General features: G+C 61.0%; 17 protein-coding genes. 9 read left to right on the forward strand and 8 right to left on the reverse strand.

The genetic code is table 11. The features are described 5' to 3' along the window. On the reverse strand, nt 1-739 hold a 739-nt coding region (locus PMI11_RS11095), incomplete at its 3' end, for a LysR family transcriptional regulator (RefSeq protein WP_007816720.1). A gap of 97 nt (nt 740-836) precedes the next feature. Here PMI11_RS11095 and PMI11_RS11100 point away from each other — a divergent pair. Then, nucleotides 837-1583 carry a sulfite exporter TauE/SafE family protein gene (locus tag PMI11_RS11100; protein ID WP_007816722.1) on the forward strand — a complete coding sequence of 249 codons (747 nt, stop codon included), beginning with the start codon at nt 837-839 and terminating at the stop codon, nt 1581-1583. 169 nt (nt 1584-1752) lie between these two features. Next, entirely contained in the window at nt 1753-2064 is a 312-nt protein-coding gene (locus tag PMI11_RS11105) for a hypothetical protein (protein WP_037071135.1), read from the forward strand. Between the two features lie 196 nt (nt 2065-2260). Here PMI11_RS11105 and PMI11_RS37280 read toward each other — a convergent pair whose 3' ends face one another. Together PMI11_RS37280 and PMI11_RS11110 are read right to left on the reverse strand one after the other, a co-directional pair. Further along, entirely contained in the window at nt 2261-2425 is a 165-nt protein-coding gene (locus PMI11_RS37280) for a hypothetical protein (protein ID WP_007816727.1), read from the reverse strand. 150 nt (nt 2426-2575) lie between these two features. Further along, nucleotides 2576-3415, reverse strand: a complete 840-nt coding sequence (locus PMI11_RS11110; RefSeq protein ID WP_007816729.1) for a DUF4118 domain-containing protein — start codon at nt 3413-3415, stop codon at nt 2576-2578. 246 nt (nt 3416-3661) lie between these two features. On the opposite strand from PMI11_RS11110, the gene PMI11_RS11115 reads away from it, so the two are divergent. Further along, nucleotides 3662-3859, forward strand: a complete 198-nt coding sequence (locus PMI11_RS11115) for a hypothetical protein (protein ID WP_007816731.1) — start codon at nt 3662-3664, stop codon at nt 3857-3859. A gap of 8 nt (nt 3860-3867) precedes the next feature. After that, nucleotides 3868-4128, forward strand: coding sequence for a hypothetical protein (locus tag PMI11_RS11120; RefSeq protein WP_037071131.1), 261 nt, complete (start codon nt 3868-3870; stop codon nt 4126-4128). 135 nt (nt 4129-4263) lie between these two features. On the opposite strand, the gene PMI11_RS11125 is transcribed toward PMI11_RS11120, so the two are convergent. Then, on the reverse strand, nt 4264-4638 hold the full coding sequence (locus PMI11_RS11125) for an HIT family protein (protein ID WP_007816736.1): 375 nt from the start codon (nt 4636-4638) through the stop codon (nt 4264-4266). A gap of 209 nt (nt 4639-4847) precedes the next feature. On the opposite strand from PMI11_RS11125, the gene PMI11_RS11130 reads away from it, so the two are divergent. The 3 genes from PMI11_RS11130 (at nt 4848) to PMI11_RS11135 (ending at nt 8063) form a co-directional block, all read left to right on the forward strand. After that, nucleotides 4848-6512, forward strand: coding sequence for an arylsulfatase (locus tag PMI11_RS11130; RefSeq protein ID WP_007816738.1), 1665 nt, complete (start codon nt 4848-4850; stop codon nt 6510-6512). Nucleotides 6513-6616: 104 nt separating this feature from the next. Continuing rightward, the gene (locus tag PMI11_RS38045; protein WP_244430557.1) at nt 6617-7024 is read left to right on the forward strand and encodes a hypothetical protein; all 408 of its coding nucleotides are present in this window, start codon (nt 6617-6619) and stop codon (nt 7022-7024) included. Further along, on the forward strand, nt 6918-8063 hold the full coding sequence (locus PMI11_RS11135; RefSeq protein ID WP_007816740.1) for a lytic transglycosylase F: 1146 nt from the start codon (nt 6918-6920) through the stop codon (nt 8061-8063). Before PMI11_RS38045 ends, PMI11_RS11135 begins: the two co-directional genes overlap by 107 nt. 41 nt (nt 8064-8104) lie before the next feature. Here PMI11_RS11135 and PMI11_RS11140 read toward each other — a convergent pair whose 3' ends face one another. From PMI11_RS11140 to PMI11_RS11150, 3 genes are read right to left on the reverse strand one after another with little or no spacing between them, the layout of a single operon-like run. Next, the gene (locus PMI11_RS11140; protein WP_007816742.1) at nt 8105-8923 is read right to left on the reverse strand and encodes a hypothetical protein; all 819 of its coding nucleotides are present in this window, start codon (nt 8921-8923) and stop codon (nt 8105-8107) included. A 15-nt stretch (nt 8924-8938) separates the two neighbouring features. Continuing rightward, on the reverse strand, nt 8939-9517 hold the full coding sequence (locus PMI11_RS11145) for an OmpA family protein (protein ID WP_007816743.1): 579 nt from the start codon (nt 9515-9517) through the stop codon (nt 8939-8941). A gap of 4 nt (nt 9518-9521) precedes the next feature. Continuing rightward, nucleotides 9522-9944 (reverse strand): hypothetical protein, encoded by a 423-nt coding sequence (locus PMI11_RS11150; protein ID WP_007816745.1) that lies wholly within the window; start codon nt 9942-9944, stop codon nt 9522-9524. A gap of 381 nt (nt 9945-10325) precedes the next feature. Here PMI11_RS11150 and PMI11_RS11155 point away from each other — a divergent pair, with 381 nt between their 5' ends. Beyond that, nucleotides 10326-11738: a DUF1254 domain-containing protein gene (locus PMI11_RS11155; RefSeq protein ID WP_244430558.1), complete on the forward strand. Its 1413-nt coding sequence runs from the start codon at nt 10326-10328 to the stop codon at nt 11736-11738. Nucleotides 11739-11810: 72 nt separating this feature from the next. Here the strand turns inward: PMI11_RS11155 and PMI11_RS11160 are convergent, their stop codons facing one another. Next, nucleotides 11811-12446 carry a LysE family translocator gene (locus PMI11_RS11160; protein ID WP_007816748.1) on the reverse strand — a complete coding sequence of 212 codons (636 nt, stop codon included), beginning with the start codon at nt 12444-12446 and terminating at the stop codon, nt 11811-11813. Nucleotides 12447-12621: 175 nt separating this feature from the next. Here PMI11_RS11160 and PMI11_RS11165 point away from each other — a divergent pair, with 175 nt between their 5' ends. Continuing rightward, nucleotides 12622-13527 carry a DMT family transporter gene (locus PMI11_RS11165; RefSeq protein WP_037071144.1) on the forward strand — a complete coding sequence of 302 codons (906 nt, stop codon included), beginning with the start codon at nt 12622-12624 and terminating at the stop codon, nt 13525-13527. Nucleotides 13528-13544 lie beyond the last annotated feature (17 nt).

Raw genomic sequence — 13544 nt, forward strand, 5'->3', positions numbered from 1 at the left:
GGCCCGCCGTATCAGGCACGATGCCGATACCGACGCCAGCACCGGCCAGCCGGCAGATGGCCTCGAAATCGCGCAGCCGCACGCGCATCTTCAGCCGGATGCCGATGCGGCTGGCCTGCGCGTCGATATGATCCTGCAGGGCGCCGCCGGCGAGGCCGATGAAATGCTCATCGACGAGATCGGCGAAGCGGATGCTGCTCTCCAGGGCCAGGGGATGGCTGTTGCTTGCAACGACGACGAGCCGGTCGATAGCGAAAGGTCGCGCAGTCAGCCCGGCCGTGTCGGCCGCGGCAGAGAGGATGCCGATCTCGGCATGGCCAGCCGCCACGCTTCGGGCAATCTCGACGCTCTGCCGTTCCTTCAATTGCAGATCCACCTGCGGGTTGGCGGCCATCCAGTCCGCCAGCTTTTCAGACAGGTGTTCCGATATGGCGGCCGTGTTGGCGAGAACGCTGATCGTCGAGCGCAGTCCGCGCGCATGTTCGCCGAGTTCGCCATACATCTGCCTGATCTGGCTGAGTATCACGCGGGCATGGTGGGCCAGCGCTTCGCCGGCCTCTGTCGGGGAGACGCCACGCCGGCCGCGTTCCAGCAGGGTGACTTCGCCGAGCGCCTCCATGTCGCGCAGGCGTTCGCTCGCAGCGGCCAGCGAAAGCCCCACATCTGCCGCCCCATGGGTGATGCTGCCGGCATCGACGACAGCCAGGAACAGGCGAAGGTCGGTAAGATCGAAACGCATTTTGCGAGGATAGGCTATTTTGTGCCTTCGGACCAGCCGAAGGCAGGCTCGGAGACTTCCGCATTGTGCCGGTATCGGAAGCTGCTAGCGATGCGTCATGTCCGATCTTTCCATCATTTTTCTGTCAGCCGTCACCGCCACCTTCTTTGCCGCCGGCATCGTCAAGGGCGTCACCGGCATGGGACTTCCGACAGTCGCTATGGGCGCATTGGGGGTTTTGACCTCGCCGCTGACGGCAGCAAGCCTTCTCATCGCGCCGTCCTTCGTCACGAATGTCTGGCAGTTGTTCGCAGGGCCCGGTTTCGGTCCGCTTGTGCGGCGGTTCTGGCCGATGATCACAGCCATTATTGCGGGAACGATGATTGGTTCGTCATGGCTTACGGGCAGCGATACCAGCCTGACGACGAGGGGGCTCGGTGCAACGCTGGTGCTCTACGCGGTCTATGCGCTGTTTGCGCGTCAGCTCCGGGTGCCGGAGGCGATGGAGCCATGGCTTTCGCCTGTCATCGGTGCGGCGACGGGACTGGTTACGGGCAGCACAGGCGTCTTTGTCATTCCAGCCGTGCCCTATCTGCAGGCGCTGGGGCTTGCGAAGGATGCTCTCGTGCAGGCGCTCGGCCTGTCCTTCACCGTCTCCACGATCGCGCTTGCGGTGTCCCTCGGCATACGCGGCGCCTTCGACGGCGGCAATCTTGCGCTTTCGTGTTTCGCGATCCTTCCGGCACTGGCGGGAATGTGGGCGGGGCAGGTGCTGCGCGGTCGGATCGCGCCGGCAACCTTCCGCCGCTGGTTTCTCATCTGCCTCCTGCTGCTCGGTGGGGAAATGTGTCTGGGGCCGTATTGAGGCGAGCGAGGGGTCGCAGGAGTCTCTGGGAGGTAAATAAAGGCGTTGTGCCGCGCGGCACAACGCCTTTATACGAAGCCATCCACCGCCTTCTTTTGGCCCCGCTCGCTCATCACTAAGCAGGCCCCACGCGATGGGCGATTCCTTTCCGTTCAACAAGGGTTTGAGAATGATCAAGAAAATGACGATCGCGGCGGCCGCGATGCTGCTTTCGGCTCACTATGCCGGCGCCTCCAGCGATGCTGCGTGGAATGCGCTCTTCGCCAAGGTGAACGGCACCTGCATCGGCCAGTCGGGCATGGATACGCCAGAGGCGACCGCTCCCGTTGTCTTCGACGATGCGACAGGCAAGGTCGCCGTGCTGCTGCGCGGCTCGATGGGCAAGGGCAAGAGCAAGGTCAAGAACGTCAACCTGATCTGCCTTTACGACAAGAAGACCGGCAAGGCGTCGATCGAGGAATATCGCTGGCTCGGCCGGTAACAGGGCACCAGACTCATGACCATCATGTGCAAGCATGATGGTCCGTTCGGCTGGGCCCGGCCGGACAATCGTTGCTCGATTCACTCGCGCATCTCACCGATTGGGCGAATTCCCGGCAAAACGAGATCGATGAAGCCCGCGTGCGTTACGAGGCTGTCGAGCGATAGCGGTGCGTTCGAGGTGCTGCAGCCGCATCTTACCCGACCAGCCGGATGGCGATTGCGCCCGCCAGCAGGACAAGCAGCACGCCTGCGGTCATCAGGCTCACCAGAAAGTGCCGATAGGTCTTCCGGCTTCGGGTGCGGCCGGCCATGATTTCGCGTTCACGCGCCAGATAAGTTACGCCACTGCGGCCGAACATCGGTTTCTTCCTTGAGGTCACCGACAGGATTGGAGGGAGATTTTGCCGAAAGGCCCATATGAAATCGATATTGCTGCCGGACAGGGAATATAAGAACTGCATTAACGCCGACGCGCCCTTGCCGACGCCAGTTGCGCCTGAATTCTCGAACTAGGCCCGGTAGCGATCGACCGCGGTGCCGAAGACAAGGGCGACGATATCCATCATGCCATCGGGATTTGCCGGGCGCCGGTCCGGATCGAAGGCGATGCCGATGATTGCTTGTTGGCCGGAGGCGGTCGAAACCGGCCAGAAGTCGAAGCGGGATTCGTCATAGGGGTAGACGCCGCCGGTGACGGCGAGGCGGGAATCCCATGCCGATTTTGCCGCCTCGATCTCGATCGCCGAAAGCTTTTCTGCACCTTGCACCTCCGGCTCACCATCCGCCTGTGCCGGGAAGACGATGACGGCCGGCGAGTGGAAGAAGCCGGTGACGGCAGAAAGCGTCAGCTTCGTGGAATCCTCCATCGATCGGCTTGCCGCCATCTTTCCTGCATAGGTCTTCAGCGCGGCCTGCATGCGGCGGGTGCGCTCCAGATCGATGCCCTTGCGACGTCCCCAGGCGGTGATGGCGCTGATGATGCAGGCGACGACGAAAAGTAGGACAATCGCCCAGATATTGGCGGTATCAGCGACGGCCAGCGAAAAGCGCGGTTCAGTGAAGAAGAAATTATAGGCGAGCGCGCCGAGCACGGCGGAAAACAGCGACGGCCCGAGGCCGAAGAAGACGCTGCCGGCGACGACAGGCAGGACATAGATGAGCGATAGGTTGGGAATGGCTTCGTAGCGGTCGAAGCCCGCGGCTACGGCAGTCGCCATCGCCGTCATGATGAGGCAGATGACATAACGGACGACCGGCGGCACTTCCGAGAAGTCCAGGCTCTCTTCGATATTGTAGTCGGCAATCGCCGCTTCGGCCTGCGGCGCAGTGAAATCCTTGTCAGGGGACATGATCGAATCCTCCTGAAAGGAAATTGGATTGCCTCGCATTTGAATTCCATGCGGGAAGAGTCGGTATTTTATAAAGGCCCCATAAAGGCGGATGCCGGATGAGCGCTCGCAACCGTCTTTATGCGAAGCTTATACCGCTGCCCGTCTCCTCCAATCGAAAACATATGCCCCAACCGATAGCTTCACCGGCTGCGGACGTCCCATCGTCTGCTCGGAAAAGTGTATTTTGATTGGAAGGAAAAGGCGATGTATGGTCGTTGGTGGGCTTATTACATGCAGGCGCGCATGCGCCATGTGGCTCAGTCTCATCCGTCCTGGAACGCACAGCGCAGGACCGAGGTGACGTTCGATCACACGGACGATCTCTGGATATTCGTGAGGCTCGCTCTGGTCCTCGCCGTCTTCTTCGCCGGCCTTGCCTGTATCCTCTGGGTCGCAAGCTGATGCGGATAATGAAGTCAATCGAACTGGACGAGATATCGAGGGCGACGGTCGGGCGCTTCGTTTGGAAGTGCTATATCGCGCTGGCCATCGCCCTCCTTGTGCGGTCGAATACTCTGGAGACGGCATCGAAATGCCTGCTCCTCTATGCGGCTCTGATGATGATGGTCGCGTCGTTTACGCGCCAGCGCTACCACGCCGGCAGCTTCAACCATTGGAGCGAAGCGCTGTGGCTCGCCTTCGTTGCCGCCGGCCTGCATCTGCTGCAGTGAGCTAGCGGTGGGTCTTCGGCGTCGCCATTCATCTGACTGAAATCAGAGAGATGGCGCCGAAACTCATCGATATGCTGCAGAGCCTGCAGGCGGGTGGCGAACTCAAGTCCAATCCCTGGCCGAGCTAGCAGGCGCTCAGGCCCGCCGGTTGTTCGCCTGCTTGAGGTGATGGCGTATGCCGTGGCCGGCAAGCGGCTCGTCGGGAAAACGGCCGATGACATGCAGATGGGCGTGCTGGACAGTTTGCCCCGCGACTTCGCCAACATTCCAGCCGATATTGTAGCCATGCGGCTCGGCTCTATCGAGGTGAGCGCGAGCGCTCTCCAAGAGATCGAAGGTGTCGAACCATTCCTCAGCCGTCAGCTCGAAAGGAGTCGCGACGTGCCGGAACGGTATGATGATGCCGGAGCATTGCAGCACCGGATCGGCCGTTTCGAGAAAGTAGCAGCTGTTGTTGGAAAAGAGCGGCGGCGCTTTTTCCGCACGGTTTGCGGCACAGAAGGGGCACATGGGCATCATTCCCGACCAGATCAGTCATTCTTCGCCCAGCGCAATAACGCGCGGCGGCGAAGGATATGTGACGGGCTGATATCGGCTGCTGAAACGACCCAGACCGTTAACGCGGCCGTTTACGCCCGGTGTTTACCGTAACGTACTTCCGCGATCATGGAATTTGGCAAAGCATTCGCGTGCAGGTTTCATCTCAAGGAGAAAATTCGATGAAGGACGTCGAAATTCAAAAGCAGGATGACCCGATCGTACCCGTCAGCCGCCGTGATCTTCTGCTCGGCGGCACGTCGCTGGCGCTCACGGCTCTCGCCGTCTCATCCGCGACCGGACAGGCTGCCGCACAGACGCAACAGGCCGCCCCGGCACAGGGTGGCGCTTCGGGAAAACCACCGAACATTCTCGTCATCTTCGGCGATGATATCGGCATTCCGCAGATCAGCGCCTACACGATGGGCCTCATGGGTTATCGCACGCCGAATATCGACCGTATCGCCAGGGAAGGGGCGATCTTTACCGATTCCTACGGTCAGCAGAGCTGCACCGCAGGCCGCGCTTCCTTCATTCTTGGGCAGGAGCCGTTTCGCACAGGCCTGCTGACGATCGGCATGCCCGGCGATCCGCATGGCATCCAGGACTGGATGCCAACGATTGCCGACGTGATGAAAACCAAAGGCTATGCGACCGGCCAGTTCGGCAAGAACCATCTCGGCGACCAGGACCAACATCTGCCGACCAAACACGGCTTCGACGAATTCTTTGGCAATCTTTACCACCTCAATGCCGAGGAGGAACCGGAGGGCTATTTCTATCCCAAGGACCCGGCCTTCCGCCGGCAATACGGCCCGCGTGGCGTGATCAAATCGACTGCCGACGGCAAGATCGAGGATACGGGGGCGCTCAACACCAAGCGCATGGAGACGGTCGACGAGGAATTCCTGGCCGCCGCTAAGGATTTCATCGGCCGGCAGGCGAAGGCCGAAAAGCCCTTTTTCGTCTGGTTCAACGCGACGCGCATGCACGTCTTCACGCATCTGAAGGCGGACTCGCTCGGCAAGACGGGCAAGGGCATCCATGCCGACGGTATGGTCGAGCATGACGGCCATGTCGGCCAGCTTCTCGATCAGCTCGATGAACTCGGCATCGCCGAGAATACCATCGTGCTCTACACGACCGACAACGGCGCTGAAATCGCCCTTTGGCCGGATGGTGCAATGACGCCGTTCCACGGCGAAAAGGGCACCACATGGGAGGGCGGCTTCCGCATTCCGATGATGGTCCGCTGGCCGGGCGTCGTCGAACCGGGAACCCAGATCAACGACATCGTGACACTAATGGACTGGTTGCCGACATTTGCAACGGCTGCCGGCATAGACAACATCAAGGATCAGATGAAGGCCGGATTCCAGGCTGGAGCAAAGACCTTCAAGGTCCATCTCGATGGTTATGACCTGACGCCCATGCTGAAGGGCGAGGTGAAGACTGGCCCGCGCGAGACCGTCTATTACTTCGATCAAGGCGGCAACCTGAATGCCATCCGCTGGAACGACTGGAAACTCAGCTTCGCGATCGCAAGCCACGGAAATATCGCAACGGCGACGCGAGAAGTTCCGAGCTGGGCGCTGATCGAAAACCTGAGGATGGACCCTTATGAACGCGGCATGGACGAGGGTGGCGGCGCGACCGACTTCCTCGCCCGCAACATATGGCTGCTCGTTCCGATCCAGGGGAAGATCAAGGAGTTCTTCGCCGACTTCGATCAGTACCCCTATCAGGAGGGCAGCTCGCTGAATGCGAGCGGCATCAATTACGGCCTGCTGCGGCAGCAGGCAGCGCTGAAACGGCTGAACGAGCTGGAGCGGCTGGCGCCGCAATAGCTCCTCCCTGACCGCCGCGGGAGTGCGGCCGGAGCTCCCGCGGCGCGCAAACGAAAACCGCAGACAGAGTGAATGCGTTCATGGCCGATGCTGGGGAGGCCTCGATGAGCTCGTTTCCGAAAGTGCTGTTCGTCCTCGTCATGCTTGTCGTATCCTTCGGGATGACGCAGGCGATGGCGCAGGAGGCGGAGGCTCCGCGCCTTCTGCAAAAGCATGTCGTCGATCTCGATGCCATGAAGGAGCGCCGCATCGTGCGCGTGCTCGTGCCCTACAGCAAGACGATCTATTTCGTCGACAAAGGGCCGGCAGTTCGGCACGGCTGTCACCTTCGGGCTGGAGCTCGAAAAATCCCTCAACAAGAACAGCAAGAAGCAGATCGATCATATCCATATCGTCTTCGTGCCGATGCCGCGCGACCGGCTGCTCGGCGCGCTCAACGAGGGCTATGGCGATATCGTCATGGCGAACCTGACGATCACGGATGCGCGGATGAAGGAGGTGGACTTCACTGATCCCTTCTATGCCAATGCCGAGGAGGTTCTCGTCGCCGCACCAGACAGTCCTGACGTCGCAAGCCTCGACGAACTCTCGGGCAAGAGCGTCGCGGTGCGGGCATCGAGCAGCTATTACGAGCATCTTCTGGCCCGCAACAAGGAGCTGTCAGCGGCGGGAAAACCGGAGATCGGCATCCATGTGATGGATGAGAGCCTCGAGGATGAAGACCTGATGGAAATGGTCAATGCCGGGCTGCTGCCCTTCACGATCGTCGATGTCTACAAGGCAGATATCTGGCTGCATGTCTTTCCCGACATGAAGGTGCGCCACGATATCGTGCTGGCGTCTGAGGGCAAAATCGCCTGGGCGATCCGCAAGGACAGCCCGGAACTGAAGGCCGAACTCAATGCATTCGTTGCGACCCACAGGGTCGGCACGACCTTCGGCAACATGCTGCGCAACACTTACTTCAAGCAGGACAAGATCGTCAAACGCGCCTATGCGCCTGACGATGTCGCCCGTTTCCAGACGCTGATCGAGATCTTCCGCAAATATGGCGGCAGCTATTCCTTCGACTATCTGATGCTGATGGCGCAGGGCTATCAGGAATCGCAGCTCGACCAGTCCAGGCGCTCACCGCGCGGCGCCGTCGGCGTCATGCAGATGCTACCGTCGACTGCCAGAGACAAGGTGATCGGCATCAGCGGCATCGACAAGGACGCGGACCGCAATGTCGAGGCCGGCGCGAAATATCTCAGGCACCTGATGGATACCTATATCGACGACCAGGGACTGGACGCCAAGGACAGGCAGCTCTTCGCTTTTGCCGCCTATAATGCAGGCCCCGGAAACCTCAGGAAATTCCGCGACAAGGCGAAGACCATGGGCCTCGACCCTAATGTCTGGTTCGGCAATGTGGAGAATGCCGCCGCCGAAATCGTCGGGCGGGAGACGGTTCAATATGTCAGCAATATCTATAAATATTACGTCGCCTATTCGCTGCTGGTGGCGCGCATGGGGGAACGGACGGAAGCTGGCGGGGCGACCCAGAAGTAGTCACCGATCGGCGACGGAAGGACGAGGGCAGGGCGCACTCCTCATTGCGATGCGGCTGGCGGCCCACCCATGCCGGTAAAACCCTGACGCGTCCATTCGTAGACGACGGCATTGGTGCGGAAATTGCCGATCCTCGGCGAAGCCAGATCGAGGATGTTGACGACAATGGCCGTCCAGACCACGGTCAGCAGGAGGGTAAGAATGCGTACCGGACGGCCTCTCAATCCGAATTGATAACCGAGTGCCGCCATGCTGAGCAGCATGACGCCGGCAAGCAGCCAGAATATCTGTGGCGGCAAACGCATGCCCACGGCGAAACGCTCGCTGGTGCCGGCATCGAAGGCCTCGTTGACCGCGGCCATCAGCGAGGCCGAAACCGGATCCGGCCGCTCGCGCACAATGGCGCTGACGCCACCCCAGATCGATTGCTGCAGGCGCGACGTATCCCTGTTAGCGGTGGCGATCGCGTCGGCATCGAGGCCGGCATTGACGAAATCCTCCCGCGCTTTCAGATAATCCTCCAGCAGCCGCGCCACGTCGACCGCCTGCGGCGAGCCGATCGCCGTTGCCCGCAGCCAGGCAGTGCCGATGGCATTGGCTTCGGCGAGCGTTCCCTGTCGCCGCTCGTTGAAACGGGCCGTCGAATAGGAAAGCGTCAGGGCCAGAACGAAGGCGAGGAGGCCAAGCATGCCGGCCACGACGACACCGACATTTTCTGCCTGACCCGGAACGCCCGTCTTGCTCACGGTGCCGAGGCGATAGCCGATTTCATGCGCCAGCAATTGCACGATCAGCAATATCGCGGCGATGGCGAGCGTGCTCCATGCGGCAAGATCGCGAAGGACGTCCATGAATGCCATCCCCGGTTTCCCTGCTCACGGCTTCTTCGTGAAGACGCCGAGATTGTAGAGTTGCACGCGCCGGTTATTGGCGGCTTCCGACTTGGAACCCTCGATCGGGAAATATTCGCCGACGCCGACCGCATAGAGGCGGCCGGGATCGACGGCGAAGGTGGTGGACAGGATTTCCTTGATCGCGTCGGCCCGCTGCTGGCTGAGATCGAGATTGTGCTGGTCGCTGCCGGTCGAACTGGTATGGCCGACGACGAGGAACTTGTAGGCCCAGAGGTTCGGATGGTGCAGCGCATCGGCGATCATGCCGAGCGTGCGGTAGGATTCGGGCTCGATGGCGACGGAGTCGTTGGCAAAGGCGATCTCGACCACCATCTGCGGCAGGCGCGCGACCTTGCTCCAGTTCGGCAGGCCGGACATCTCTTTGCCCGATCCGTTCATGGCTTCCTGCCGCAACAGTTCGACATCGACGATAGGCGCAGCGCCCTGCAGCTTGGCGAGGCCGTTGATGATGCGCTGTTCGGACACTTGTTGCGCGAACCCAAGGGTTGGAACAAACACGGCGGCGGCAAAGCCGGCGAGGGCGCTTTTTCTGATCCTCATGGCCTTACCTCCAGCCCGCGTCTGATATGACCTGATTGCACTGCGCCCCGACGCGCTTTTGCGTCTTGATCAGGCAGGCAAGGATATAGCCGTCGCCGACCACACCATTGCAGCGCCGCGCCATGTCACCGGCGCAGACCTTCTTGTAGGAAGACTGGGCCTGCTCCCGCTTCTGGATCGACGCGGCGACACTCGCCAGCGTGGAAGTGCAGGTCGGCGAGACCTTGGCGGAGTTCTGCGCCAGGCAATCGGCAATCCTGTTATTGCCCAGATTCATGCCCTTGCAGAATTTCTTGATGTCGGCGCCGCAATCCTTCGCAAGCACGGTGATCGCATCGGCATAGCTGATCGTGTCGGCCTTTGCGGCACAAGTTCCGGCGATGACGGCAATCGCCGCAGCGCCAACCAGTCTCCAATTTTTCTGCATGCATGGGCCCTCCTGCTGCGGCCGCCAGAATGGCGCCCCTTCGGGGTCTATTGAATGCAGATCGGGAGAGGCCGGATAAGTACGTTACTGTAAACTCGCTGTAAATCGGCAGGTGACGGCAGTTACGCGCTCGCCCGCCGCACCGTTTACGGCGCCGTTTACCGTAACGTACTTCCGAACATGGGTACCATGTGTTTCGCTCTTCCCGTGGAAGGGCGCCCTATCTTGCTTTCAACGAAGACGTTCCGCTGGAGATTAGGGGCTGCCGGGTCTTCATTTTGTTCTTGGGGGAAAACATCCATGACAATCCAGTTTGCCCAGTTTGGGATCGGAAGCCTGCTGCGAACGAATATGTCGTTCATTTTCCTGGCGACTGCTTGGATGGCTATTCCGGCAGTTCCTGAAGCGAGAGCCGCTTCGCTGACGGAAGAGGAGGCGCGTGCGATCGGCATCGAAGCCTATGTCTATTTTTATCCGCTGATATCGATGGACCTCACGCGCAAGCAGCTGACCAACATGGAACCCAAGGAGGGGGCGATCGGCGGGCCGGCAAACCGGTTCGCCAATATCAGGGAATTTCCGTCGGCGGACATGAAGGCCGTGGTCCGGCCGAATTTCGACACGCTCTACTCCAGCGGCTGGCTCGATCTGACGAAGGAACCGGTGGTGATCACCGCGCCGGATACCGGTGGCCGCTATTACCTCCTGCCCATGCTGGACATGTGGACGGATGTCTTTGCCGCACCTGGCTGGCGAACGACGGGAACGGCAGCCGGTCATTTCCTGGTCGCACCGGCCGGCTGGAGGCCCGATCTCCGCGACAAGTTCGATGAGTTCAAGCTGCCGGAAGGAACTGAACGGATCGATGCCCCGACGCCCTACGTCTGGGTCATCGGGCGTACCAAGACGGATGGCCCTCCCGACTATGACGCCGTTCACAAGATCCAGGACGGCTACAAGATAACGCCGCTGTCGCAGTGGGGAAAAAAGCCTGACAAGGCAGAGGTAAAGATCGACCCATCCGTGGACATGAAGACGCCACCGAAAACGCAGGCCGACACAGCCTCGGCTGAGGCCTACTTCGCCTATGCCGCGGAGCTGCTTAAGCTCCATCCGCCGCACAGCACCGATCAGCCGATCATTGCCCGCATGAGGCGGATCGGCCTCGAACCCGGCAAGAGCTTCGATCTCTCCAAGGCCGATCCTGTCGTCCAGAAGGCGCTAGCGACGGCGCCGCAGGACGCCCAGGCGCTCATGGGCTGGAAGCTGAAGACCCTGGCGCGGGTGGTCAATGGCTGGTCGATGAATACCGACACGATGGGCGTCTACGGCAATTATTACCTGAAGCGGGCGATCGTCGCGCAGCAGGGACTTGGCGCCAATCTGCCCGAGGATGCCATCTATCCGCTCAATCTTGCGGACGAAAACGGCAATCCGCTGGACGGGAGAGACAACTATACGATCCACTTCGAGAAGGACGACATTCCGCCTGTCAACGCCTTCTGGTCGATCACGCTCTATGACAAGGACGGGTTCCAGGTTGCCAATCCCCTCAATCGGTTCGCGGTCAGCAGCTGGATGCCGTTCCAGTTCAACGCCGATGGTTCGCTCGATCTTTATTTCCAGACGGAGAGCCCCGGCAAGGACAAGGAATGGAACTGGCTGCCGGCGCCCAGCGGTCCCTACAATCTGACGATGCGGCTTTATGCGCCGAAGGCGACCGCCCTTATCGGAAAGTGGAACCCGCCGCCGGTGACGAGTGCTGCTCCGGCGGCTCCGCTCGCGGCCCAATAGGTGGACGCGAGCCGCAATCCGGAAGAGCACATGAAACGCGCCGGGCTCTCTAAGAGCCCGGCAACTGTCGGTTCAGGCGCTTGCCCGCCGATAGAGCGCGAGAGAGCCGGCAAGCGTCAGCAAGGCGCCGCCGCACACGCGGTCGAGCCAGAGCGCGCCCGATTTCCGCAACAGCCGAACAGCCTGCGAGCCGAGCAACGCGTAGACGAACATGACCATGAAATCGATGGCGGCGAAGACGAGGGCGAGCACGGCATATTGCTCGACCTGCGCACCCGCGGGATCGATGAATTGCGGCAGGAAGGCCGAGAAGAAGAGGTAGCCTTTGGGATTGGTGACGGCGACGAGGAAGCTCTTCAGGAAGATCGTCATCGCCGAGCCGGATGCGTTCCCGTTTTCGGAGCGCAGCGAGATATCCAGCGTTCCCTTCGAACGCAGCAGCATGATGCCGAGGAAGGCGAGGTAGCAGACGCCGACCCATTTGACGACGGTGAACCAGAATTCCGAGGCCGCCAGCAGCGCACCGAGGCCGAGGGCAACGGCACCGATCAGCACGAAGTCGGACATGACAGCGCCGATCATGCCGGATATCGCCCGGCGCACCCCGAATTTCGAGCCGTTCGTCAGGGCGAGAAGCACGGTCGGGCCGGGTGTGGCAATGCCGATGAATGCCACCAGCGCAAATGCGAGAACCGTCATTTCAGTCATATCATCCTCCTCCGTTGCCACCACCTATGACACCAGCCGGGTATTTCCGGAAGAGGTTTAGCAACTCCCTGGACCTCTTGTTTCCGATCATCGACAGTTCGGTCCGTATCGAAGCATTCCGCCCCCTGCAGCGCTAAAGAGAAACACAGGCTGCATGGACGGCAAGGGGAATGCGATGGAAAAGAAGACTGACATAACGCGGGAATTGGCGCTGCTGCTGGCACTTTCGACGCTCTGGGGAGCCTCCTACACCTTCATCAAGATCGGCGTCGAAACCATCCCGCCGGTGACACTGGTGGCAGCACGAACGCTCATTGCCGGCGCGCTGCTTCTCGCCATCATCCACTGGCGTGGCCTCAGGCTGCCCCGCGACCGAAAGACCTGGGCCTATTTCCTGTTTCAGGCCTGCCTCAACAGCGTCTTGCCCTTCACGCTGATTGCCTGGGCCGAGCGGACGACGGATGCCGGCCTGGCAGCGATCCTGAACTCCACGACACCGATATTTGCCTTTCTGATCACGGCACTGGTCACCCGGCATGAAGCCCTGACAGGCCGCAAGCTGTTCGGCGTGTCGGCTGGGTTGGTCGGCACGGCGCTCGTCATCGGCGTCGGAGCGCTCGGCAGTATCGGGCAGGCGCTGTGGGCGCAACTCGCGATCGTCGCCGCCACGATCTGCTATGCGGGCGCAGCCGTCTTCGGCCGGAATTTCCGGGGGCTCGATCCCATGCTGCCGGCCGCCGGTTCGCTGCTCTCAGGGGCGGCGATCCTCATTCCGACCAGCATCGTCATCGATCATCCCTGGACATCGCAGCCGAGCCTTCATTCCGTGCTGGCGCTTCTTGCTCTCTCCGTCTTCTCGACGGCGCTCGCCTTCGTGATCTATTTCCGTCTCATGCAGACGCTCGGTTCGATCGCTGCCACGGCACAGGCCTATCTCAGGGTCCCGATCGGCGTTGCGATCGGTGTCGTCTTCCTCGGCGAAACGCTGTCCTCCATGGCAGGCCTTGGTCTTGCCTGCGTCATGGCCGGTGTCATCGCAATGACGCTGCCCGCACGAATGCAGGTCCGTCGGGTTGCCTGATCCGTGCCGCCACGACC

This window comes from Rhizobium sp. CF142, from assembly GCF_000281145.1.
Taxonomy (GTDB): Bacteria; Pseudomonadota; Alphaproteobacteria; order Rhizobiales; family Rhizobiaceae; genus Rhizobium.